General features: G+C 62.9%; 23 protein-coding genes and 1 pseudogene. 9 read left to right on the top strand and 15 right to left on the bottom strand.

Translation table 11 applies throughout. The features are described 5' to 3' along the window. Positions 1-115: 115 nt before the first annotated feature. The 6 genes from rplS to ffh form a co-directional block, all read right to left on the bottom strand. Complete coding sequence (gene rplS, locus BBJ66_RS32665; protein ID WP_049733383.1) at positions 116-670, bottom strand: 50S ribosomal protein L19; 555 nt, start codon at positions 668-670, stop codon at positions 116-118. 212 nt (positions 671-882) lie between these two features. Next, positions 883-1,584: a tRNA (guanosine(37)-N1)-methyltransferase TrmD gene (trmD, locus tag BBJ66_RS32660; RefSeq protein ID WP_049733384.1), complete on the bottom strand. Its 702-nt coding sequence runs from the start codon at positions 1,582-1,584 to the stop codon at positions 883-885. After that, entirely contained in the window at positions 1,584-2,153 is a 570-nt protein-coding gene (gene rimM, locus BBJ66_RS32655) for a ribosome maturation factor RimM (RefSeq protein WP_049733506.1), read from the bottom strand. Before rimM ends, trmD begins: the two co-directional genes overlap by 1 nt. A gap of 115 nt (positions 2,154-2,268) precedes the next feature. Beyond that, positions 2,269-2,640 (bottom strand): 30S ribosomal protein S16, encoded by a 372-nt coding sequence (gene rpsP, locus BBJ66_RS32650; protein ID WP_071093373.1) that lies wholly within the window; start codon positions 2,638-2,640, stop codon positions 2,269-2,271. A gap of 44 nt (positions 2,641-2,684) precedes the next feature. Next, positions 2,685-3,005 (bottom strand): chorismate mutase, encoded by a 321-nt coding sequence (locus BBJ66_RS32645; RefSeq protein ID WP_003543666.1) that lies wholly within the window; start codon positions 3,003-3,005, stop codon positions 2,685-2,687. 16 nt (positions 3,006-3,021) lie between these two features. Beyond that, positions 3,022-4,596 carry a signal recognition particle protein gene (gene ffh, locus BBJ66_RS32640; protein ID WP_049733385.1) on the bottom strand — a complete coding sequence of 525 codons (1,575 nt, stop codon included), beginning with the start codon at positions 4,594-4,596 and terminating at the stop codon, positions 3,022-3,024. A 398-nt stretch (positions 4,597-4,994) separates the two neighbouring features. Between ffh and BBJ66_RS32635 the strand changes: the two genes are divergently transcribed. From BBJ66_RS32635 to BBJ66_RS32610, 6 genes and pseudogenes are all read left to right on the top strand, one after another. After that, complete coding sequence (locus tag BBJ66_RS32635) at positions 4,995-5,219, top strand: hypothetical protein (RefSeq protein WP_190238067.1); 225 nt, start codon at positions 4,995-4,997, stop codon at positions 5,217-5,219. Positions 5,220-5,329: 110 nt separating this feature from the next. Next, complete coding sequence (gene dapF, locus BBJ66_RS32630; protein WP_071093371.1) at positions 5,330-6,235, top strand: diaminopimelate epimerase; 906 nt, start codon at positions 5,330-5,332, stop codon at positions 6,233-6,235. Beyond that, positions 6,232-7,506 carry a tRNA (N(6)-L-threonylcarbamoyladenosine(37)-C(2))-methylthiotransferase MtaB gene (mtaB, locus tag BBJ66_RS32625; RefSeq protein WP_071093369.1) on the top strand — a complete coding sequence of 425 codons (1,275 nt, stop codon included), beginning with the start codon at positions 6,232-6,234 and terminating at the stop codon, positions 7,504-7,506. The genes dapF and mtaB overlap by 4 nt, the downstream gene beginning before the upstream one ends. A 17-nt stretch (positions 7,507-7,523) precedes the next feature. Next, complete coding sequence (ftsY, locus tag BBJ66_RS32620; protein WP_071093367.1) at positions 7,524-9,086, top strand: signal recognition particle-docking protein FtsY; 1,563 nt, start codon at positions 7,524-7,526, stop codon at positions 9,084-9,086. Positions 9,087-9,164: 78 nt separating this feature from the next. After that, the gene (locus BBJ66_RS32615) at positions 9,165-9,809 is read left to right on the top strand and encodes a septation protein A (protein WP_049733390.1); all 645 of its coding nucleotides are present in this window, start codon (positions 9,165-9,167) and stop codon (positions 9,807-9,809) included. Further along, positions 9,806-10,393, top strand: a pseudogene (locus tag BBJ66_RS32610) (DUF2585 domain-containing protein). Before BBJ66_RS32615 ends, BBJ66_RS32610 begins: the two are co-directional and overlap by 4 nt. Positions 10,394-10,418: 25 nt before the next feature. Here the strand turns inward: BBJ66_RS32610 and BBJ66_RS32605 are convergent. The 5 genes from BBJ66_RS32605 to ccmA all read right to left on the bottom strand — a co-directional run bounded on the left by BBJ66_RS32605 (position 10,419) and on the right by ccmA (position 13,544). Continuing rightward, a complete protein-coding gene (locus BBJ66_RS32605; protein ID WP_071093365.1) occupies positions 10,419-11,027 on the bottom strand; it encodes a DsbE family thiol:disulfide interchange protein in 609 nt (202 codons plus the stop codon). Further along, positions 11,024-11,191 carry a heme exporter protein CcmD gene (gene ccmD, locus BBJ66_RS32600; RefSeq protein ID WP_049733393.1) on the bottom strand — a complete coding sequence of 56 codons (168 nt, stop codon included), beginning with the start codon at positions 11,189-11,191 and terminating at the stop codon, positions 11,024-11,026. Before ccmD ends, BBJ66_RS32605 begins: the two co-directional genes overlap by 4 nt. Further along, entirely contained in the window at positions 11,188-11,955 is a 768-nt protein-coding gene (locus tag BBJ66_RS32595; protein WP_071093363.1) for a heme ABC transporter permease, read from the bottom strand. The genes ccmD and BBJ66_RS32595 overlap by 4 nt, the downstream gene beginning before the upstream one ends. A 58-nt stretch (positions 11,956-12,013) precedes the next feature. Beyond that, positions 12,014-12,673, bottom strand: a complete 660-nt coding sequence (ccmB, locus tag BBJ66_RS32590) for a heme exporter protein CcmB (RefSeq protein WP_049733395.1) — start codon at positions 12,671-12,673, stop codon at positions 12,014-12,016. Between the two features lie 235 nt (positions 12,674-12,908). Continuing rightward, positions 12,909-13,544: a heme ABC exporter ATP-binding protein CcmA gene (gene ccmA, locus BBJ66_RS32585; protein WP_071093361.1), complete on the bottom strand. Its 636-nt coding sequence runs from the start codon at positions 13,542-13,544 to the stop codon at positions 12,909-12,911. Positions 13,545-13,806: 262 nt separating this feature from the next. On the opposite strand from ccmA, the gene acnA reads away from it, so the two are divergent. From acnA to BBJ66_RS32570, 3 genes are all read left to right on the top strand, one after another. After that, on the top strand, positions 13,807-16,497 hold the full coding sequence (acnA, locus tag BBJ66_RS32580) for an aconitate hydratase AcnA (RefSeq protein ID WP_049733397.1): 2,691 nt from the start codon (positions 13,807-13,809) through the stop codon (positions 16,495-16,497). A gap of 233 nt (positions 16,498-16,730) precedes the next feature. Then, positions 16,731-17,471, top strand: coding sequence for a DUF1223 domain-containing protein (locus BBJ66_RS32575; RefSeq protein WP_071093359.1), 741 nt, complete (start codon positions 16,731-16,733; stop codon positions 17,469-17,471). A 349-nt stretch (positions 17,472-17,820) separates the two neighbouring features. Then, positions 17,821-18,222: a DUF2794 domain-containing protein gene (locus BBJ66_RS32570; protein WP_071093357.1), complete on the top strand. Its 402-nt coding sequence runs from the start codon at positions 17,821-17,823 to the stop codon at positions 18,220-18,222. Between the two features lie 6 nt (positions 18,223-18,228). Here BBJ66_RS32570 and BBJ66_RS32565 read toward each other — a convergent pair whose 3' ends face one another. From BBJ66_RS32565 to BBJ66_RS32550, 4 genes are all read right to left on the bottom strand, one after another. Further along, positions 18,229-18,786, bottom strand: coding sequence for a GNAT family N-acetyltransferase (locus BBJ66_RS32565; protein WP_071093355.1), 558 nt, complete (start codon positions 18,784-18,786; stop codon positions 18,229-18,231). Positions 18,787-18,895: 109 nt separating this feature from the next. Then, positions 18,896-19,624: a Bax inhibitor-1/YccA family protein gene (locus tag BBJ66_RS32560; protein WP_012559249.1), complete on the bottom strand. Its 729-nt coding sequence runs from the start codon at positions 19,622-19,624 to the stop codon at positions 18,896-18,898. Positions 19,625-19,803: 179 nt separating this feature from the next. Beyond that, positions 19,804-22,347 carry an ABC transporter permease gene (locus BBJ66_RS32555; protein ID WP_071093353.1) on the bottom strand — a complete coding sequence of 848 codons (2,544 nt, stop codon included), beginning with the start codon at positions 22,345-22,347 and terminating at the stop codon, positions 19,804-19,806. Next, the gene (locus BBJ66_RS32550) at positions 22,344-23,051 is read right to left on the bottom strand and encodes an ABC transporter ATP-binding protein (RefSeq protein ID WP_071093351.1); all 708 of its coding nucleotides are present in this window, start codon (positions 23,049-23,051) and stop codon (positions 22,344-22,346) included. Before BBJ66_RS32550 ends, BBJ66_RS32555 begins: the two co-directional genes overlap by 4 nt. Positions 23,052-23,104 lie beyond the last annotated feature (53 nt).

Here is a 23,104-nt window from a genome sequence, read left to right as displayed (position 1 = left end):
TTGTCACGGAAAGCTTGCCGAAGGCAAGGCCGCCGGCTGCGTGCCCAAACAAAAAAGAGAAAAGGCGACCCGAAGGCCGCCTTTCCAAGCAAAAGAATTTTGCGTGGCGCAGATCTTATTCTGCAGCCGGTTCCGCTGCTGCGGCTGCTGCTTCTGCGGCGGCCTTTTCAGCGGCTGCCTTGGCTTCCGCAGCTTCTGCTGCTGCCTTCTCAGCGGCGAGCGCCTGAGCGGCTGCAATCTTTTCAGCTTCGATGCGTGCCTTTTCCTCGGCAATGGCAGCGCGCTCGGCATCGTTGAGCTTGCGGGCGCGGACGCCGGTGTCTTCAACGATACGGGCAGACTTGCCGCGACGATCACGGAGGTAATAGAGCTTGGCGCGACGGACCTTACCGCGGCGAACGACGTCGACGCTTTCGATCATCGGCGAGTAGACCGGGAATACGCGCTCGACGCCTTCGCCGTAGGAGATCTTGCGGACCGTGAAGTTTTCCTGCAGGCCGCCGCCGGAGCGGGCGATGCAGACGCCTTCATAGGCCTGAACGCGGGTACGGTTGCCTTCCGTGACTTTGACGTTGACGCGGACGGTGTCGCCCGGGGAAAATTCGGGAAGCGTACGCTTGGCTTCGATCTTGGCGGCCTGTTCGGCCTCAAGCTGCTGAATGATGTTCATCGTCTTAACCTTTGGTTCTTCTGAAACAGCCAGAGCGCTCGACACTGATCCTTTGGAACTGGCCTCAGGACTTTGCCCTTCAGGGCGGGAGCGGGTTCGCCATTCTTTGTTTGCTGGCAGACGGGGATAACCCCATTTCCGCGTGCGCCAATACACGAAAGGCCGGGGCTTGTCATCCCTCGCACGACATTTTTATGAAGAGGAGGCTGGAATCAGCCGTTTTTCTCGGTTTTCGCCCTTTCCAGGAGGTCCGGCCGCCGCTCCCGCGTCAGCCGCACCGCCTCCTGGTGCCGCCATTTCTCGATGGCGCCGTGATTGCCCGATGTCAGAATCGCGGGGATTTCCCGGCCTTCCCACGCCTGCGGCCTGGTGTAATGCGGATGTTCCAGCAGCCCGCCTTCGAAGCTTTCGTGCAGGCCGGAAAGATCGTTGCCCATGACGCCGGGCAGGATGCGGATGATCGCGTCGAGCACGATCAGCGCCGCCGGCTCGCCGCCTGACAGAACGTAGTCGCCGATCGAGACCTCCTCCAGTCCGCGCGCCTCGATCACCCGCTGGTCGACGCCCTCGAAGCGGCCGCAGACGATGATGACGCCATCGCCTGAAGCAAGCGCGCGCACACGCTCCTGCGTCAGCGGCCGGCCGCGCGGGCTCATCAGCAGGCGCGGGCGGGTATCGTTATCAGGGGTGCTGTCGATCGCGCGGGCGAGAACGTCGGGTTTCAGCACCATGCCGGCGCCGCCGCCGGCCGGGGTGTCGTCGACGGTGCGGTGCTTGTCGGTCGCGAAATCGCGGATCTGCACCGCATCCAGCGACCATTGCCCGCGCTCCATCGCCTTGCCGGCGAGCGAGAAGCCCAGATGCCCCGGAAACATTTCCGGATAGAGTGTCAGCACGCTCGCCCGGAAGGCCATCACTTCTTCTTTTTCGGCTTGTCCGCGGTGAATTTCGAAAGCTCTTCGGGATCGTCGACCAGCCCCGCCGCCAGCGGGTCGATCAGCAATGTGCCGGCCTCGAGGTCGATCTCCAGCACCGAGGCTTCGGAGAAGGGGATCAGCACCGGGCGCTTGCCCGGACCCTTGAGTTCCAGCAAATCGCCGGCGCCGAAATCGAAGACGCCAGTGACGGTGCCATAGCTGGCACCCTTGTCGTCGCGTGCTTCGAGACCTTCGAGATCGGCATAGTAGAACTCGTCATCTTCAAGCTCCTCGTCCGGCAGGTTGTCGCGCTCGATATAGAGCTCGAGGCCATTCAGCGCCTCGGCGGCATTGCGGTCGTTGACGCCGCGGAAACGGACGACGACGACATTCTTCGTCTCGCGGATTTCGAGAACTTCGAAGCTGCGGCCGTCCATGCTGTGCAGGTGGCCGTAGTCGCCAAGGGCGCTCGGATCGGCCGTGTAGGCCTTGGCGCGCACCTCTCCCCGGAGGCCTTGCGCGCCGCCGATCGTCGCCATCAGAACGGGGTTTTCAAGCTTTGTCATGGGTTCCTTCATGTGAAGCCGAAAGACAGGTTTCTCATAAACGAAGTGCGGGTAATTGGAAACGAAAACGGGCGGCATGTCGCCATGCCGCCCGTTAGACAAGGGATTGTCCCGATTATTCCGCGGCGTCGGCAGCAGCAGCGGCGGCGTCAGCCACCTTCTGAGCCTTTTCGGCGGCGCGCTCCTGGGCGCGCTTGCCCGGCTTTGCCTTGACCGGGTTGTTCTTGGCTTCGCGCTTGGCAACGCCGGCTTCATCGAGGAAGCGCAGAATGCGGTCGGTCGGCTGGGCGCCGTTTTCGATCCAGTGCTTGATGCGCTCGGCGTTCAGCTGAACGCGCTTCTCGTCGTCCTTGGCGAGCATCGGGTTCCAGGAACCGAGGTTTTCGAGGAAGCGGCCGTCACGCGGGCTGCGCGCATCGGCGAGAACGACGTGGTAGTACGGGCGCTTCTTGGAGCCACCGCGGGCGAGACGAATTTTCAGTGCCATGTTCTTTACTCCTTAGGCTTTTCTTGATCGCCTGATCAGGCGGGTTATCGGGCTGCGGCGCTTTGTTCAGCGTGATCCGCAGCGATCTGCTCATGATGCCGGATGACTTCCTTGATGACGAAGTTCAGGAACTTCTCGGCGAAATCCGGGTCCAGATTGGCGGCTTTCGCCAGCTGGCGAAGGCGTTCGATCTGGTATTCCTCGCGCGCCGGATCGGCCGGCGGCAGATTGTATTTGGCCTTCAGCACGCCGACCTCTTTGGTGCAGCGGAAGCGTTCGGCCAGCATGTGCACGAGAGCGGCGTCGATATTGTCGATCGACTGACGATAGCTCGCGAGCTGGGCTTTGACGTTTGGATCAATCATGGGGCAAGCGATCCTTTCACTTCTTCTTCGGCAATCCGGGCAATCCCGGGAAACCACCGCCCAGACCCGGCAGCTTGGCGCCGCCGAGGCCAGGCAAACCACCCGGCAGACCGCCGAGACCGGGCATACCCCCACCCGGCTTTCCAAGTCCCGCTGCTTCGGCCTGCTTCTGCAGGGCCTCGAGCTGGCGGGGATCGATATTCGAGAGATCGGGCATGCCACCCATGCCGCCGCCAAGCCCCATCTTGCCGGCAAGGCCGCCCATCATCTGCTTCATCATGCCGCCTTTGCCCTTGCCGCCCATCATCTTCATCATGTCGGCCATCTGGCGGTGCATCTTCAGAAGCTTGTTGATGGCGGCGGCATCGGTGCCGGAGCCGGCGGCGATGCGCTTCTTGCGCGAATGCTTGAGCAGGTCGGGATTGGCGCGCTCGGCCCTGGTCATCGACTGGATGATGGCGATCTGGCGGCCGAAAAGCCTGTCGTCGAGGCCGGCGGCGGCCATCTTGTCCTTCATGCCGGCCATGCCGGGCATCATTCCCATGATGCCGCCCATGCCGCCCATCTTCTGCATCTGGCGCAGCTGGTCGGCGAGGTCGTCGAGGTCGAACTTGCCCTTGGCCATCTTGGCAGCCATGGCGGCCGCCTTCTCGGCGTCGATATTCTCGGCGGCGCGCTCGACGAGCGAGACGATGTCGCCCATGCCAAGGATGCGGTCGGCAATGCGGCGGGGATGGAACTCCTCGAGCTCGCTCATCTTCTCGCCGACGCCGATCAGCTTGATCGGTTTGCCGGTGACGGCGCGCATCGAAAGGGCGGCACCGCCGCGGCCGTCGCCGTCCATGCGGGTCAGCACCAGACCGGTGATGCCGACGCGTTCGTCGAAGTTGCGGGCGAGGTTGACGGCGTCCTGACCGGTCAAGCTGTCGGCGACCAGCAGGATTTCATGCGGGTTCGAGCGCTTCTTGATGTCGGCCATCTCGACCATCAAGGGCTCGTCGATATGGGTGCGGCCGGCGGTGTCGAGGATGACGACGTCATGGCCGCCAAGTCTTGCCGCCTGCACGGCGCGGGCGGCGATATCGGTCGGCGACTGGCCGGATATGATGGGCAGCGTATCGATGCTGGCCTGGGCGCCGAGCTGGCGAAGCTGCTCCTGGGCTGCCGGACGGCGCGTGTCGAGCGACGCCATCAGCACTTTCTTCTTATCGCGCGTCGACAGGCGATGGGCGATCTTGGCTGACGTCGTCGTCTTGCCGGAGCCCTGCAGGCCGACCATCATGACGACGACGGGGGCGGGCGCATGCAGGTCGATGCCGACGCCTTCGCCGCCCAGCATTTCGATCAGCTCGTCATGGACGATCTTGACGACCATTTGGCCGGGTTTGATCGACTTCAGGATCTCGGCGCCGACGGCCTTTTCACGCACGCGGTCGGTGAAGGAACGCACGACGTCGAGCGCGACGTCGGCCTCCAGCAACGCACGGCGAACCTCGCGCAGCGCTGCGGAAACATCGGCTTCCGAAAGCGCGCCACGGCCTGTCAGTCCATTCAGAATGGATCCAAGACGGTCCTGGAGGTTTTCAAACATCGGCTCTTCCTTGATACGTTTCGGGCGGGTTCGGTATGCCCGGAAACGTCGTGCTTTTCCTTGACGAAAACAAGACGCAAAGCCAAAAAGCACCCGAGGGCGCATCGCGCTGTCGGGTGTTGACCTCCGGGATCTCAGGTCCCGGTCGGCGGCTCGGAGTCATGCGGCTCGTCGCGGATTGGGCGCGATAAACAGGAAAGCCGGGCGAAAGTCAAGCGAATGCGGACTGAAGACCGCAGAGCGGGCGTTTCGCGAGACTGCGCGGTCCTGATGCGACCGGTTAAATTTCCCGCGGACAGTCCAAACGCCATAGAGGCCAGTTGCAAAATATCCCAGTTGTGATTCTACTTTCTACTTAAGTGCATCCTGTAATGATTCGTGAATATCCTTGATGCCGGATGATCCGGCGGAGATATCGAATGATAAGTCCTGATATTGAGAGCTGGGCACTGGCACGAGCCCATCATATTGTCCTGAACGAAGGCCTTAGTCTTGCAAAAGCGGCACAGGATCTGGACCGCAAGCGGTCCCGCTCGCTGGTCTACGAGCTGAGAAAGGTCATCACCGCCGCCATCGTCGAAGCGCATACGGCGTCTTTTGCTTCCGATGGTGTTGAGCGGTAAAGCCGGACTGTCCCTAAGCGGCGGCCGGCGGCATAGGTGCGCGGCACTCACCCACTGGTAATTCCTTCGCATTTCCGCCATATACAGCGGAAACACGGACGGAAGATATCATGAGCGCAACGGTCGAATTCGCCAGGATGAACGGGCTTGGCAACAAGATCCTGGTCGTCGATATGCGCGGGCGGCCCGACAAGGTGACGCCTGCGGCGGCGGTTGCACTCAATGCCGATCCGCATACCGAGTTCGATCAGATCATGGCGATCCATGATCCGAAGGTCGACGGCACCGATGCCTTCATCGATATCCTGAATTCCGACGGCTCGAAGGCGCAGGCCTGCGGCAACGGCACGCGTTGCGTCGTGCAGGCGCTGGCCGCCGAAACCGGCCGCAAGGCCTTCACCTTCCAGACGGTCGCCGGCATCCTCAACGCCGTCGAGCACGAGGACGGGACGATCTCCGTCGATATGGGCCGGCCGGTCTTCGATTGGAACAAGATCCCGCTGGCGGAAGAATTCCACGACACCAGCCGCATCGAGTTACAGATCGGCCCGATCGACAATCCGGTGCTGCACTCGCCCTCGGTGATGTCGATGGGCAATCCGCATGCGATCTTCTGGGTGGATCGGGACGTGATGTCCTACGATCTCGCCCGCTTCGGACCGCTGCTGGAAAACCATCCGATGTTTCCCGAGCGCGCCAATATCACGCTGGCGCAGGTGAACTCGCCGACGGCGATGACGACGCGTACCTGGGAGCGCGGTGCAGGCCTGACGCTCGCCTGCGGCTCGGCAGCCTGTTCCGCCGCCGTCAGCGCTGCGCGCACCGGGCGCACCGGCCGCAAGGTGACGATCAACGTGGCGAGCGCCAAGCCGCCGGCTGTGCTGTCGATCGAATGGCGCGAGCGCGACGATCACGTCATCATGACCGGTCCGGCCGAATGGGAATGGTCGGGCAGGCTCGATCCTTCGACCGGCCTGTGGTCGCGCGATGGTACCCGAGAGGCGGAGGCGCAGTGAGCGGCATCGAGGTCATTACCTTCGGCTGCCGCCTCAACACATATGAATCCGAAGTGATGAAGGCGCAGGCCGAGAAGGCCGGGCTCAACAATGCCATCCTGGTCAACACCTGTGCGGTGACCGGCGAGGCCGTGCGCCAGGCCCGCCAGGCGATCCGCCGGGCACGGCGCGACAATCCGCATGCCCGCATCATCGTCACCGGTTGCGCCGCGCAGACTGGGAAACAGACCTTCGCCGCAATGGCGGAAGTCGATGCCGTGCTCGGCAATGAGGAGAAGCTTTCGAGCGCTTCCTATCGCAGCCTGCCGGATTTCGGCGTTTCGGCCGAGGAGAAGCTGCGCGTCAACGATATCATGAGCGTCAAGGCGACGGCGCCGCAGATGGTCCGGCATATCGACGGCCACGTGCGCGCCTTCATCCAGGTGCAGAACGGCTGCGACCACCGCTGCACCTTCTGCATCATCCCGTATGGCCGCGGCAATTCCCGTTCCGTGCCGATGGGAGCGGTCGTCGACCAGGCCCGCAGGCTCGCCGACAGCGGTTATCGTGAAATCGTGCTGACCGGGGTCGATGCCACCAGTTATGGCGGCGATCTGCCGGGCGCGCCGACGCTCGGGCTGCTGGCGAAGACGCTCCTGAAGCAGATCCCCGATATCCGCCGCCTCAGGCTTTCCTCGATCGACAGCATTGAGGTCGACGCCCATCTGATGGACCTCATCGCCGATGAGCCGCGCTTCATGCCGCATCTGCATCTGTCGCTGCAGCACGGCGACGACATGATCCTGAAGCGGATGAAGCGCCGGCATTCGCGCGCCGATGCGCTCCGCTTCATCGAGGATGCGCGCCGCCTTCGCCCCGAGATGAGCTTCGGCGCCGATATGATCGCCGGCTTCCCGACAGAGACGGAAGAGATGTTCGGCAATGCCGTGCGGCTGGCCGAAGAGGCCGATATCGCGTATCTGCATGTCTTTCCCTACAGCTCGCGTCCCGGCACGCCGGCAGCCCGCATGCCGCAGCTCGACCGGTCGCTGGTCAAGGATCGCGCCGCCAGGCTGCGCGCCACTGGACACAGGCTGCATCAGTCCCATCTCGACGGCATGGTCGGAACCCGGCAATGGCTGCTTGTCGAAAACAACGGCCTGGCGCATACGGAAAACTTCGCGCTGGTGGCAGCACCCGGCCTTCGTCCCGGTGAACTTGTGCCGGCCATGATCACCGGCCACAATGGCAAGCACCTCGACATGCAATTGACGGCCGCCGCCGCGGCCTGACTTTTCACGGAATCCCCATGGCGCTCAGTTTCATCAAAAAGGTCTTCACCTTCGGCAAGGACAAGCCGGCGGAAGAGCCCGTGCCCGATGCCGTGGTAAGGGAGCTCGAGCCGCGCTCGCGCGCGGAGGATCTGCCGGTCGCGGATGATCCGGTTCTTCCCGAGGAGATGGATACGGCGGGCGGACCGGCGGGTGATATTGATGAAGCGTCAGTAGAGCCGGAACCTGTCGACGCTGAAACGGAAGTGCTGCCGCCGGCCGATCATCTGGCCGACATGGGCGTCGTGCCATTGTCGCTGCTGGAGGCCGAGGCGGAGGCGGAGGAAAATACAACCCCTACCCTGCCGGGCGTCCCCCCCACAGGTGGAGGGACTGAGCAATTGGATGCCGCTCGCCAGACGACGGATGCGCAGAGTGAGCCGGCCGCTTCGGATGATGCCGTCAATACGGCGGAAAACATTGCCGCGAGTTTCCCCCCACCTGTGGGGGGGATGCCCGGCAGGGTAGGGGGGGAGGCTACGGACGGCGACATCTCAGCCGAAGCGCCTCTGCCACCATCGGAGCCGATGGAATCGGCGCCAGCCGTTGAGCCGATCCTCCCCAAAGGCTTCGCCACCGGCCCGGCAATCGTCGAATCGCAGCCCATCACCCCACAGCCGAAACTCAGCTGGTTCCAGCGCCTGCGCAACGGTCTCGCGCGCACCTCCTCGCAGCTGACCGGCCAGATCGCCGCGCTTTTTACCAAGCGCAAGCTGGATGACGAGACGCTGCAGGATCTCGAAGACCTGCTGATCCAGGCCGATCTCGGCGTCGAGACGGCGCTGCGCGTCACCGACACTCTGGCGTCCGAGCGCTATGGCAAGGATGTCACCGGCGAGGATGTCAGCCGGATCATGGCGTCCGAAATCGCCAAGGTTCTGAAGCCGGTCGCCAAGCCGCTGCAGCTCGACCTCTCGCACAAGCCGCATGTCATCCTCGTCGTCGGCGTCAACGGCACCGGCAAGACGACGACGATCGGCAAGCTGGCGGCAAAACTTTCCGGCGCCGGGCTGAAGGTGATGCTGGCCGCCGGCGACACCTTCCGTGCCGCGGCGATCGAGCAGCTGAAGATCTGGGCCGAGCGAACGAATTCCGAATTCATCGGCACCAAGCTTGGCGCCGATGCCGCCGGCCTTGCTTATGACGCCTTCGAACAGGCGAAAGCCCGGAAATGCGACGTGCTGATCGTCGATACCGCCGGCCGCCTGCAGAACAAGGCCGAGCTGATGGCCGAGCTCGAGAAGATCGTGCGTGTGCTCGGCAAGCTCGATCCCGATGCGCCGCACACCGTGCTGCAGACGCTCGACGCGACGACGGGGCAGAATGCGCTGAGCCAGGTCGAGATCTTCCGCAACGTCGCCGGCGTCAACGGGCTGATCATGACCAAGCTCGACGGCACGGCACGCGGCGGCATCCTCGTCGCCATTTCCGCCAAGCACAAGCTGCCGGTCTATTTCATCGGCGTCGGTGAGGGTGTCGACGATCTGGAGCCGTTCGAAGCCGAGGATTTCGCGCATGCCATTGCCGGACTTCCCCAATGATGCCACAGATATGCCGCCGAAAGCCTGCAAGGCACGACCGGCAACCAGATTGTCAGGAATAGCAGGTTTGACGAACGCATGAGCACCGAAAGCGATATCACCCCCACCCCGGCCGACCGGCATCATCCGCTGCTGAAGCTGGCGCTGGAACTCGGGCCGCTGATGATCTTCTTCTTCGCCAATCTGCGCGGCCAGTGGCTGGTGGAGAAATTTCCTGCGCTTTCGGAGCTCGGTGGGCCGCTGTTCGTCGCAACCGGCCTCTTCATGGCGGCGACGATCCTTTCGCTTGTCGTTTCGAAGATCGTGCTCGGTCATCTGCCGATCATGCCCTTTGTCTCCGGCATCGTCGTCGTTATCTTCGGCTCGCTGTCGATCTGGCTGCAGAACGAGACCTTCATCAAGATGAAGCCGACCATCGTCAACGCGCTCTTCGGGGTGGCGCTGCTCGGCGGGCTCGCCTTCGGCCGATCGCTGCTCGGCTACGTCTTCAACGCCGCCTTCCAGCTCGATGCCGAAGGCTGGCGCAAGCTCACCATTCGCTGGGGCATCTTCTTTCTGTTCCTCGCCGTGCTGAACGAAGTTGTCTGGCGCAATTTTTCGGACGATACCTGGGTCGCCTTCAAGGTCTGGGGCACGATGCCGATCACCATCATCTTCACGCTGGCGCAGATGCCGCTGGTGCTCAAGCATAGCATCAACCTGGAAACGGACGGCGAAACGTGAGCGCTGCAGAGGCGGAAGATCGTGTGAGACACCAGAGCTTCTGGTTCGTCGCCTGCCTTGCGGTGCTGGTCGCCCAGATCGTCACCGAATATCTGATGGGCCGCGTGCCGATCTGCGCCTGCGGTTATGTCAAGCTGTGGGAGGGCGGGGTCAATACCAGCGGCAATTCGCAGCATCTGTCGGATTGGTACACGCCGTCGCATATCATCCACGGCTTCCTGTTCTAGGGGCTCGGCCATCTCGTCCTGCGCCGCAAGCCGCTGGCGGCACGGCTGCTCTTGGCGCTGGTGATCGAATCCGGCTGGGAGCTGCTGGAAAATTCCCCGCTCATCATCGACCGCTACCGCACGGCGACGATCGCGCTCGACTATTACGGCGACAGCATCCTGAATTCGGCAATGGACACCGTCTTCATGTGCCTCGGTTTCTTCTTCGCGTCGCGCGCGCCGGTGGCGCTGACGGTGGCAATCGCCCTCTTCTTCGAAATTTTCACCGGTTATGTGATCCGCGATAATCTGACGCTGAACGTGGTGATGCTGATCTGGCCGGTGGAGGCGATCAAGGTCTGGCAGGGCGGGGTTTAGGCCCAGGTCTTCACCCGGATGAAACTTACGAAGCCGGCTTCCCCAGCGCCTTTTCCATCGCCGGAAACAGCCCTTCCTTCAGGCTGATATCGTCGAAGGGGCCGACGCGTTTGTAGAGGATCGTGCCGTCGGGAGCGACCAGATAACTTTCCGGAATGCCGTAGACACCCCAGTCGATCGCCGCCTTGCCGTTCGGGTCGATGCCGATCGCCTGATAAGGATTGCCGAGTTCGCCGAGGAAACGCAGGGCGTTGTCGTTCTGGTCCTTGTAATTGATGGCGACGATGTTCAGCCGTCCGTCTTTCGCCAGTTCCTTCAACACGGGATGTTCGTCGCGGCAGGGCACGCACCAGGAGGCGAAGACGTTGACGAGGGTCAGCTTGCCCTTGATGGCAGCATCGGTCAGCGCCGGCAGATTGGCGCCCTCGAGCGGCGGCAGGTTCAGTGCCGGTGCCTTGGTGCCGATCAGGGCGGAGGGGATTTCGGTGATGTTCTTGCCGTGGAAATCCTGGTCGTAGAGCATCTTTGCCGCCGTTGCCGCGATGCCGCCGAAGACGATCAGCGGCAGAAGCGCCAGCGCAGAACGGCCAAGTCCGCGCGGTTTGGCGGTCGTGGTTTCAGGCGCTTCGCTCATTCGCCGTCCTTTGCACGCGCCGAGCGGCGGCGAATGCCGGCGGCCTCGAGGGCTGCGAGCTCACGGCGACGCGCCTGACCGTCGGCCCAGGTCCAGAGGGTGACGGCGGCCGTCACGAGGGCGGCAAAACCGTAGGATGCGTAGACATAGAAGGCGTGCGTCAACTTTGTTCCTCGCGGCTGGCCATGCGGGCGGCGAGACGGCGCTGGGCGGCGATGCGGCGGCGCCAGATCTCGTTCCTCATCGCCATGATATGCAGCGTGAAGAAGAGCAGGGTGAAGGCGATCGCCATGACGAAGAGCGGCCGCAGGAACTCCGGATCGATCGCCGGGCCGTCAAGGCGCATCACGCTTGCCGACTGATGCAGCGTGTTCCACCACTCGACCGAGAATTTGATGATCGGGATGTTGACGAAGCCGACGAGGATGAGCACGGCGGAAACGCGCGCGGCCTTCGACGGATCGTCGATGGCGCGGCTCAGCGCGATCAGGCCGAGATACATCAGGAAAAGCACGAAAACGGAGGTCAGCCGCGCATCCCACACCCACCAGGTGCCCCACATCGGCTTGCCCCAGAGCGAGCCGGTGACGAGGGCGAGCAAAGTGAAGGCGGCGCCAAGCGGGGCGGCGGCCTTGGCGGAGACGTCGGCGAGAGGATGCCGCCAGACCAGCGTGCCGATCGCCGAGACGCTCATCACCGTATAGCACATCATCGAAAGCCAGGCCGCGGGCACGTGGACATACATGATGCGCACGGTCTCGCCCTGCTGGTAATCGCCTTCCGTGGAGAAGCTGAGATAGAGGCCGACTGCGAAACAGAGGGTAGTAATGCCTGCCAGCCACGGAATGATGCGCGCCGCCAGCGCCAGAAACCGCGTCGGGTTGGCGAGGTCGCTGAATTTGCTGATGGCAAGGCTCGTTTCGCTCATGTCCGCTTCCTTACCTTGATCCGGCTTTTCCCGCAATCGAATGGCTGGTCAATCCTGGTCAATCCGCCGTGTTTCGCAGCGCGAGAGCGGCGGCGGCCGGGCCGATGACCGCGAAAAACAGGGTCAGGGCGATGAGGATGAGGAAGGGTGGCAGGAACGGGGCGGGATCCTCGACGGCGGCATAGGTGGCGCTGACGCCGAAGATCAGCACCGGGATGGCCAGCGGCAACACCAGGATCGAAACCAGTAGACCGCCGCGGGGCAGGGCGACGGCGACGGCAGCGCCGACGGCGCCGATGAAGGTGATGGCGGGCGATCCGACGAGCAGCGTCAGCATGGTGGCGGCAATTGCCGTCTCGTCCATATTCATGAACAGGCCGAGCAGCGGTGAGGCGATCACCAGCGGCAGGCTGGTCGCCGTCCAGTGGGCGAAGCATTTGACCAGCACGGTAAGGACCAGCGGCGTGTCCTGCATCAGCATAAGGTCGAGCGATCCGTCGTCGCGTTCGGCCTGGAACAGCCGGTCGAGGCCGAGAAGGGCGGCAAGCAGGGCGCCGATCCAGACGATGGCGGGGCCGATGCGGGAGAGAAGCTTGAGGTCGGGACCGACGCCGAAGGGGATGACGGCGACGATCGTGAGGAAGAACAGCACGCCGATCAGCGCACCGCCACCGGCGCGGATCGAGAGTTTGAGGTCGCGGAGGAAGAGGGCGGTCATGCGGGGTGGCTCTGTGCGGTTGATGGGGCGGCACCCCCCTCTGCCCTGCCGGGCATCTCCCCCACAAGGGGGGAGATTGGCAAGATGCACCGGCTTCGCGAAACCTTGATCGTGCGCCGAGCGGCTGCGGCTATCTGCGGCGTTTCATTGGGGCAAGAGGGCGCCCCTGGCCGATCTCCCCCCTTGTGGGGGAGATGCCCGGCAGGGCAGAGGGGGGTAGCGACACGGCAAACCATCATCCCCATACCCCCGCATCGACACCTGAAAAACCCGTCATCTTCAACTCCTGCGCATTCTTCAATCCCAGCGGCTGGTGCGTCGCCGCCAGCACGATGCCGCCTTCGGCCAGATGGGCTTCGATCAAGCCGGCAAACAGCCGGTCGGCGCCGGCATCGAGTGCCGCCGTGGGTTCGTCGAGGATCCAGACGGGGCGGTGGGCGACGAGCAGTTTGGCGAAAGCTATCCGGCGCTGCTGGCCAGCGGAGAGGTAACCGAAGGGAAGATGGGTTATCCCCGACAGGCCGACGGCGTTAGCGGCGTCCTCGACGGAGAGGCCGGTGCTTCCGAGGAAACTGCGCCAGAAGTCGAGATTTTCTGCAACTGTAAGTTCATTCTTCATCGCATTCCGATGGCCAAGATAGTGGCTGGCCTCGCCGGGATACCTGTCTTCCCGGCCCTCTCCGCCGCGGAAGATCACAGTGCCCTTGTCCGGCCTCAGGAGACCGGCGACGACGCGCAGTAAAGTGGACTTTCCCGATCCATTTCTGCCCGTCAGAATGAGCGCCTCACCGGCTGCCAAGTGAAAGGAAATGTTAACAAAAATGAGATCCTCACCGCGCCTTGCAGCCAGATTTTCGGCGGTGAGATGCATGCGTCGGCTCTTTCTTGGTTTCGGCTTCCGAAGAGGTCAAAAAATCTCGGATTTTGACGGTGCTCGGGTATGGCAAGTTTTTAGGAAATTATCTATAAGACCGGCAACCACGCCAGCGGTCGGCGTGAATTTCATCCTTGCGCCGAACTTGGAGCGTCTGTTCCACGTGCGGACAGCGGAAATGGCCGTACCCGCATCCTGATGTGCATTAAGTGCATAGGCGTCCGCACGACTGTGTTGGCTATCAGAAACGGGGTCTCTCGTGTCTAAATCTCTTGACAGTTTCAATTGTCGTTCCACGCTTTCCGTTGGTGGAAAGGACTATGTCTATTATAGCCTGCCCAAGGCTGAGGCAAACGGTCTGCCCGGCGTCTCGAAGCTTCCCTACTCGATGAAGGTGCTGCTCGAAAACCTGCTGCGCTTCGAAGATGGCCAGTCGGTCACCAAGGAGCACATCCTGGCCGTTGCCGAGTGGCTCAACAACAAGGGCGCGGTCGAAAACGAGATCGCCTATCGCCCGGCGCGCGTGCTGATGCAGGACTTCACCGGCGTTCCCGCCGTCGTCGATCTTGCCGCGATGCGCGACGCGATGGTGTCGCTCGGCGGCGACCCCGAAAAGATCAACCCGCTCGTTCCCGTCGACCTCGTCATCGACCACTCGGTCATCGTCGACGAATTCGGCACGCCGCAGGCCTTCGCCAAAAACGTCGAGCTGGAATACCAGCGCAACGGCGAGCGCTACCGCTTCCTGAAGTGGGGCCAGCAGGCCTTCAAGAATTTCCGCGTCGTGCCTCCCGGCACCGGCATCTGTCATCAGGTCAATCTCGAATATCTCGGCCAGACCGTCTGGACCAAGGAAGAGGACGGTGAGACGATCGCCTATCCGGATACCTGCGTCGGCACCGACAGCCACACGACAATGATCAACGGTCTCGGCGTGCTCGGCTGGGGTGTGGGCGGTATTGAAGCTGAGGCTGCGATGCTCGGCCAGCCGGTTTCGATGTTGCTGCCGGAAGTCATCGGCTTCAAGCTGACCGGCAAGCTCAAGGAAGGCGTCACCGCGACCGACCTCGTTCTGACCGTCGTGCAGATGCTGCGCAAGAAGGGCGTCGTTTCGAAGTTCGTCGAATTCTTCGGCCCCGGCATGGACAACATGCCGCTCGCCGACCGCGCGACGATCGGCAATATGGGTCCGGAATACGGCGCCACCTGCGGCTTCTTCCCGGTCGACGGCGAAACCATCAACTACCTCACCATGTCCGGCCGCACGCATGACCGGATCGCGCTGGTCGAAGCCTATTCGAAGGCCCAGGGCATGTGGCGTGACGGCGACGGTTCCGACCTCGTCTTCACCGACACGCTGGAACTCGACCTCGGCGACGTCGTGCCGTCGATGGCCGGCCCGAAGCGTCCGGAAGGCCGCATCGCGCTCGAAAACATCGCTTCCGGTTTCGCCGGCTCGATGGATGCCGACTACAAGAAGCCCGGCCAACTCAACAACCGCTATGCGGTCGACGGCACGGATTTCGATCTCGGCCATGGCGACGTGGCGATTGCCGCCATCACCTCGTGCACCAACACGTCCAACCCGTCGGTTCTGATCGCAGCCGGACTTCTTGCCCGCAACGCCGTTGCCAAGGGCCTGAAGACCAAGCCGTGGGTCAAGACCTCGCTTGCTCCGGGATCGCAGGTCGTCGGCGAATATCTCGCCAAGTCAGGTCTGCAGGCCGATCTCGACAAGCTCGGCTTCAATCTGGTCGGTTTCGGCTGCACCACCTGCATCGGCAATTCCGGCCCGCTGCCGGCGCCGATCTCGAAGACGATCAACGACAAGGGCCTGATCGTATCCGGCGTTCTCTCCGGCAACCGCAACTTCGAAGGCCGCATTTCGCCGGACGTGCAGGCGAATTACCTCGCTTCGCCGCCGCTCGTCGTCGCCTATGCGCTCGCCGGCACGGTGCAGAAGGATCTGACCAAGGAGCCGATCGGCGAGGACCAGAACGGCAACCCTGTCTACCTCAAGGACATCTGGCCGACCTCGCACGAGGTGCAGGAATTCATCCAGAAATACGTCACCCGCGAACTGTACGAAAGCAAGTATGCCGACGTCTTCAAGGGCGACGTCAACTGGCAGGCTGTTCAGGTTCCTCCGGGCCAGACCTACGCCTGGGACGACGATTCGACCTATGTCCAGAACCCGCCCTACTTCGTCGGTATGGGCAAGAAGGGCACCGGCGTTGCGGATATCAAGGGCGCCCGCGTCCTCGGCCTGTTCGGCGACAAGATCACCACCGACCACATTTCGCCGGCCGGTTCGATCAAGGCGGCATCGCCGGCCGGTGCTTACCTCATCGACCACGAGGTCGCGGTTGCCGACTTCAACCAGTACGGCACGCGCCGCGGTAACCATGAAGTGATGATGCGCGGCACCTTCGCCAATATCCGCATCCGCAACCACATGCTCGGCCCGAACGGCAAGGAAGGTGGCTACACCATCCACTACCCGTCGAAGGAAGAGACGTCGATCTACGACGGCGCGATGCAGTACAAGGCCGAAGGCGTGCCGCTCGTCATCTTCGCCGGTGTCGAATACGGCAACGGCTCCTCGCGCGACTGGGCTGCCAAGGGCACCAACCTGCTCGGCGTCAAGGCCGTGATCGCCCAGTCCTTCGAGCGCATCCATCGCTCGAACCTGGTCGGCATGGGCGTCATCCCCTTCGTCTTCGAAGAGGGCACGACCTGGCAAAGCCTCGGCCTCAAGGGCGACGAACTCGTCACCATCGAAGGTCTCGACAAGATCAAGCCGCGCGAGAAGAAGATCGCCAGGATCACCTATGGCGACGGCACCGTGAAGGAAGTTCCGCTGCTGTCGCGCGTCGACACGCTCGACGAGGTGGTCTACCTCAACAATGGCGGTATCCTGCAGACGGTTCTGCGCGATCTGGCTGCCTGATTGTTAATAGCCTCGTATGATAGTGGCCGCCGGAGAGCAGTTTCCGGCGGCTTTTCTTTGCGGCGGCGGTATTTGAGGGGGCTCACAATGATTTGTTTTCTGCGGGTTCCGGTTGCGCTGCGTCTCACCCGTTCGTGACTTTTCGTTTGGACCCGGAAGGATTATTCGTACGTTCATATGTCAGGGCCTCCGGTTGGAACACGCCGTGGGCGCTGAAAAAGAGGTGCAGGTGAATGTCCCCCCGTTTTCTGATTCCGCTGATCGCCGGCGTTGTTCTGTCAGGCCCGCTGCAGGCCGAAGACGGCGCGCCGAAAGGTGTCGTCGAACTCTTCACGGCACAGGGCTGCTCTTCCTGTCCGCCGGCTGACGCGGCTTTTCGCAAACTGGTGAGCCAGGGCGATGTCATCGCGCTCGCCTATCATGTCGATTACTGGAACTACCTCGGCTGGGCCGATACGCTGAGCTCCAAGGAAAACACCGAGCGGCAGTATGGCTATGCCAGGACGATGGGCCGCAGCAACGTCTATACGCCGCAGGCGATCGTCAACGGGCGCGGCCATCTGGCCGGCGCCGATCTCAACGGCATCAATAGCAAGATCGACACCTACAGCAGCGAAGGTAACGGGCTGACCGTTCCCATCAGCGCGTCGATGCGCGGCGACGAGCTGGAGATCAAGATCGGCGCGGGACAGGGCAAAGCCAATGTCGTGATGGTCTATTTCGACAAGGAAAAGACGATCGAGGTCGAAAAAGGCGAGAACAGCGGCAAGAAGCTCTCCTATCTGCACAGCGTCACCAATGTCGAAACGGTCGGCATGTGGGACGGCAAGGCGACCAGTCTGACGCTGCCGGCCAGCGTCCTGCAGCGGCCGCAGCTCGAGGGCTGCGCGATCCTGCTGCAATCGGCGAGCGACAATGGCGATCCGGCGGCGATCCTTGGCGCGACCGTGGTGATGGCGGGAAAAAACATCTGAGATTTCATCCGCTTGCGGATGAAGTACCGGGCGGCCCGGCTGAGCGTATTCGGGGCTGGGGTTAAGGTCGATACGCTCCGCCGGGCCCTTTGGCGCGCTGGCGCCAAACCGGGCTTCATAAATCTCCTGCAAATGAGGCGCTGTTTTGACTGAAATGCGGCGCTGCCGAGAAAGCCACAGCGCTGTCACCCGCATCGGACGACGCGCCGATTCAAAGTGCTGCAGCGTCCATGCGCGCTGACGCGCGGCGCTGTAGTGCGGCCGAATGTGACGGCCGGCGCTCTTGCAATTTGCGGCGGCTCGGGCACACTGTCACCCACCTGTCACATGCAGAGGCCTTGGAGACTGAATGACAGATCAGCCGGATTTGCGACACGGCGAAGGCCGTTCCGTCGACAATAGTTCCTCAGTCGTCGTCGATCTCAGGGAATACAAGCAGAGCAAGGATCCGCTTCCGGTGACCTTTCATCGGCGCGAACTGGATGCGATCCTGTGGATCTACGGCCGTATGGTCGGCGACGGTGAATGGCGCGACTACGCCATCGATCACCTGAAGGACAGGGCGGTATTTTCCGTCTTCAAGCGCTCCGGTGAAATGCCACTCTTCCGCATCGAGAAAAATCCCAAGCTCGCCGCCAAGCAGGGCGCCTATTCCGTGATCAACGTCCACGGCACCATCCTGAAGCGCGGTCACGAGCTGCACCAGGTGCTGAGGGTGTTCGACAAGACACTGAAGCTGGTCGATAAGTAAGCCGAATCAGCCTGCAAACAGCGTGCCGGGATAGGTCGACGGATCCGGATCGGTCGTCATGCCCTCGCCGAGGACGCGCTGCATGAGCATCGTATCCAGCCAGCGGCCGTGTTTGTAGCCGGCGCCCCTCATCAGGCCGACCTCCACGAAGCCCGCCTTGAGATGAAGTGCGATCGAGGCGGGGCTGGCGCCGCCGATGACGGCGATCATCTGACGAAAACCGAGACTGGTGCAGCGGTCGATCAGCTCGGCCATCAGTACTTTGCCGATGCCGCGGCCGCGGGCTTCGGGCGTCAGATAGATCGAGTCCTCGACCATCCATCGATAGGCCGGGCGGACGCGAAAGGCCGAGGCATAGGCATAGCCGAGCAGGCTTCCATCCGCACCGGCTGCGGCGATATAGGGATATTGCTGGCCGACAATCGCCGCCAAGCGCTGCGCCATCTCGGCCTCTGACGGCGGCGTGATCTCGTAGCTCGACGTGCCGTTCAGCACGGATTCGCGGTAGATTTCGGCAATGGCGGGGATATCGGCTTCGGAAGCATTGCGCAGGAGGAAGGACATTTCGGCGGCGGGTCCATCAGGAGGGCAAGGCTCTTCTAAAATCATCCCAGGAAAATCAGCGCAACAAAAAAGGCGGCCGAAGCCGCCTTTTCGATTTCAGTGTGTCTGCTTATTTGCGGTTGCCCATGAACTGCAGCAGGAACATGAAGAGGTTGATGAAGTCGAGATAGAGCGTCAGCGCGCCCATGATCGCCTTGCGGCCGGCCACGGCAACGTCATCGGCTTCCAGGTACAGTTCCTTGATCCGCTGCGTGTCGTAGGCGGTCAGGCCTGCGAAGATCAGAACGCCGATCACCGAGATCGCGAACTGCATGGCCGACGAAGCCAGGAAGATGTTGACGATCGACGCGATGATCAGGCCGAAAAGACCCATGATCAGGAACGAGCCCATCGCCGACAGATCACGCTTCGTCGTGTAGCCGTAAAGCGACAGCGCGCCGAAGGAGGCGGCGGTGACGAAGAAGGTCTGAACGACGCTCTGGCCGGTGTAGACCAGGAAGATCGACGAGAGCGACAGGCCGACCAGGCCGGCATAGACCCAAAAGGTCGTCTGTGCGGCGGCCACGCTCATGCTATTGATGCGGAAGCTCAGGAAGAAGACGGCCGCGAGCGGCGCGAGGATGACGACCCAGCGCAAGGGCGACTGGAACAGCAGTACGCCGAACTGGGTGAGTTGTCCGTCCTGAACAGCGAAGTTGAATCCGAGATATGCGGCCACACCGGTGATCGCCAGACCCAGCGCCATCAGGTTGTAAACCTTGAGCATATAAGCGCGCAGGCCTTGATCAATCATCTCGCCGGTCTGAGCGCGGCTTTGATAGTTACGAAGGTCAGCCATAGTTTCCTCTTAAAAGCTCCGATGGAGATACGGTGTCGGGTTTTCGACCCGGGCGCCGCTGCGGAGCTCCAGCATGCCTGCCGACAATATGAGGCTTTCGTTCATCGCAAACAAGAGGGTTGCAACGGCCCGGCCGGTTAAATCGCCGTAAGGTGAAGGGTTTGGCTGCCGCTGCCCGGTCAAAGCTCGCGCAGGACGGGCGCCGCCTTCTGGCCGAGGATGCGCCATGTGCCGATCAGGCCGATGCCGACCGTTAGGACGAGGGCGGTGACGAGTGTCAGCCCCGCCACATCGGGCAGGAAGGTTGAGGGCAGGCGCATGATGCGGGCGACGATGAACCAGGCGGCAACGCCGCCGGCCATCAGCGCGAAGATTGCGGTCGCCAGCCCAAGGATCAGGTATTCGTAGCTGAAGGCGCGAATCAGCATGGCGCGGGTGGCGCCGAGCGTCTTCAGCACCACCGCGTCGTGGGTGCGCGCCCGATTTCCGGCGGCAAGCGCCCCGGCAAGGACGAGGATCGAGGCGATGAGGGCGACGGAGGCGGCGGCGCGGATCGCGGTCGCAAGCTGCGCCACCAGCTGGTTGACGATGTCGATCGCGTCCTTGACGCGGACGCTGGTGATCGTTGGATAGGTGTTGGTGACGGATTTCAGGATTGCCGCATCTTCGGCTGGCGTCGAGGAGGGATCGGTCAGGGTCGCGAGCCACGCATGCGGCGCGCCGCGAAAAGTGTTCGGCGAGAACACCATGACGAAATTGATCGACAGCGATTCCCATTGGACGCGGCGCAGATTGGCGATCTTGGCGGTGATGTTGCGGCCGAGCACGTTGACCGTGACCTTGTCGCCGATCTTCAGGCCGAGTTCATGCGCCTCTTCCGAGGAGAAGGAGACGAGCGGCTCGCCGCTGTAATCCTTGTCCCACCAGCTGCCTTCGGTCAGCGCGGCATTTTCCGGCAGGGTGTCGGCATAGGTGATGCCGCGATCGCCGTTCAGCACCCAGCGGCCGGCGGCCGGCACGGTCATCTTGCTGACGTCCTCGCCGTTGAAGGCGACGATCCGGCCGCGCAGCATCGGCACCTCCATGAGCTTGCCCTTCGGTGCCTGCGCCTGGACGAGATCGCGGAAAGCATCGACCTCGGCGCTCTGGATATCGACGAAGAAGAAGTTCGGCGCGCCCTCGTTCATCCGGCCGGTCAGCTGCTGGCGCAGATTGCCGTCGATCAGGGTCAGCGTCACCAGCAATGCCAGGCCGAGGCCGAGGGAGAGCACCACCGACGGCGTCAGCGCGCCGGGACGGTGGATGTTGCCGATCGCAAGCCTGAGCGCCGGCGAATTGACGCGCGGGCTGCGGCGCGCAAGCCAGGCAATCGCTGCTGCGACGAGACGCAGCACGACGAAGGCGAAGACGATCGCGCCGACGAAGACGACGGCGATGAAGCGGTCATAGGCCGTCAGGACGGCAAGGCCGGCAAGGGCGGCCATGAACAGGGCGGCCAGCAGGATATAGGGCCAGGAGGGCAGGTGGCGAGCTTCGAAGCCCTGCTCGCGGAAGAGTGCGGTTGCCGGCACTTCGCGGGCATGGCCGAGCGGCAGGATGGCGAAAGCGAGCGTCGTCAGGATGCCGAACAGCGTCGCCAGCAGCAGGGCGCCGGGATAAAGGATCGGGGTTGTGGAGACCGGCAGGAATTGCGCCAGGAACTGGGCGGCGAAGATCGGCGACAGGGCGCCGATGACGAGACCGATCAGAATGCCGCCAAGGGCGATGATGGCGATCTGGAAGAGATAGATCAGAACGACGACCTGGGCCGGGGCGCCCAGGCATTTGAAGGTGGCGATGGTGGTGCGCTTGGAATCGAGGAAGGCGCGCACGGCATTGGCGACACCGACGCCGCCGACGATCAGCGCGGTGAGGCCGACCAGCGTCAGGAACTGCGAGAAGCGGGTGATGTTTTCGGTGAGTGAGGGCGCGGCGCGGTCGCTGGTGCGGACAGCCCAGCCGGCGGAGGGAAATTCCTTGGCGGCGCGCGCCTGGATGCCCGACATTGCGCCCTTGTCTTCCAGCCGGATCTTATAGGCATGTTCGACCAGGCTTCCCGTCTGGATCAGCCCGGAGGCTTCGAGAGCCCGGCGGCTGACGAGCAGACGCGGCGCAAAGCCGAAACCTTCCGACAGCGCATCCGGCTCGGTTTTGACAGTGCCGGTGATGCTGAGCTTGACGTTGCCGAGCAGCAATTCGTCGCCGACCGCAAGCCCGAGCCGATCGAGAAGCAGCGGGGCTGCGACCGCGCCATAGGTGCCGCCCTGGCCCGAAAGCAGGGCTGCGAGGGGATAGTCCGGCTCGGCCTTGAAGGCGCCGTAAAGCGGGTAGGCGTCGTCGACGGCCTTGACCTCGACCAGTGCCTGATCGGAACCGTCAGGCTTGCGGGCCATCGAGCGCAGACCAGTCGACACCGAAACGGTGCCCAGGCCCTCGAGGAAACCCATTTCCTCAGGCGTGGCCTCGCGGTTGTTGAGTTCGAAACGGACGTCGCCGGCCAGCAATTCCTGCCCCTGCGAGGCGATCGTATCGGTGATCGATTGGGAAACGGAATTGACGGCGGCGATGGCGCCGGTGCCGAGCGCGATGCAGGCGAGGAAGATGTAGAAGCCGGCAATGCCGCCGCGCAGCTCGCGCAGCGCCAGGCGAAAAGCGAGCGAAACGCGCGGCGTGATGATGCTCATGCGATGGCCGCCTCGCTGTGGCGGGCGGCGCTGTCGCCTTCGATCCTGCCGGAACGGACGCGGATCTGGCGCGAGCAGCGATTTGCCAGCGAGACGTCATGGGTGACGAGAAGCAGGGTCATGCCGCGTTCGGCCTGCTTTGAAAACAGCAGGTCGGCGATCTGGCGGCCGGTCTCGGTATCGAGATTGCCTGTCGGCTCGTCGGCGATCAGCAAAGCGGGCGAAGGGGCGAGCGCCCTGGCGATCGCCACGCGCTGCTGTTCGCCGCCGGAAAGCTGGCCGGGATAGTGGTTCAGCCGCTCGCCGAGGCCGACCGATTTCAGCTCGCGATGGGCAATCTCGAAGGCGTTGCCGACATTGGCGAGCTCCAGCGGCACGGCAACGTTTTCCAGCGCCGTCATGTTGGCGATCAGGTGGAAGGACTGAAAGACGATACCGATGTTGCGGCCGCGGAAATCGGCGACCTGATCCTCGCTCAGAGCGTGGAGCGGCGTATCGTTGATGCTGATCTCGCCGCTGTCGAGCTTCTCCAGCCCGGCGAGCACCATCAGCAGGGTCGACTTGCCGGAACCGGAGGGACCGACGATGCCGACGGATTCCCCCGCCGTGATATCGAGATCGATGCCCTTCAGCACATGCACGGAAGCGGCCGCACTGCCAAGCGTCAGATCGGCGCCCTTCAACTCGATGATGGTTTTTGCCAACAGAAATCGCCCTATATAAATCCATAATGGAATGGCCGCATAACGGCACCTCG

It is taken from the genome of Rhizobium sp. RSm-3 (assembly GCF_001854685.1).
Classification (GTDB): domain Bacteria; phylum Pseudomonadota; class Alphaproteobacteria; order Rhizobiales; family Rhizobiaceae; genus Rhizobium; species Rhizobium ecuadorense.
This window is presented reverse-complemented; position numbering and strand designations above follow the sequence as displayed.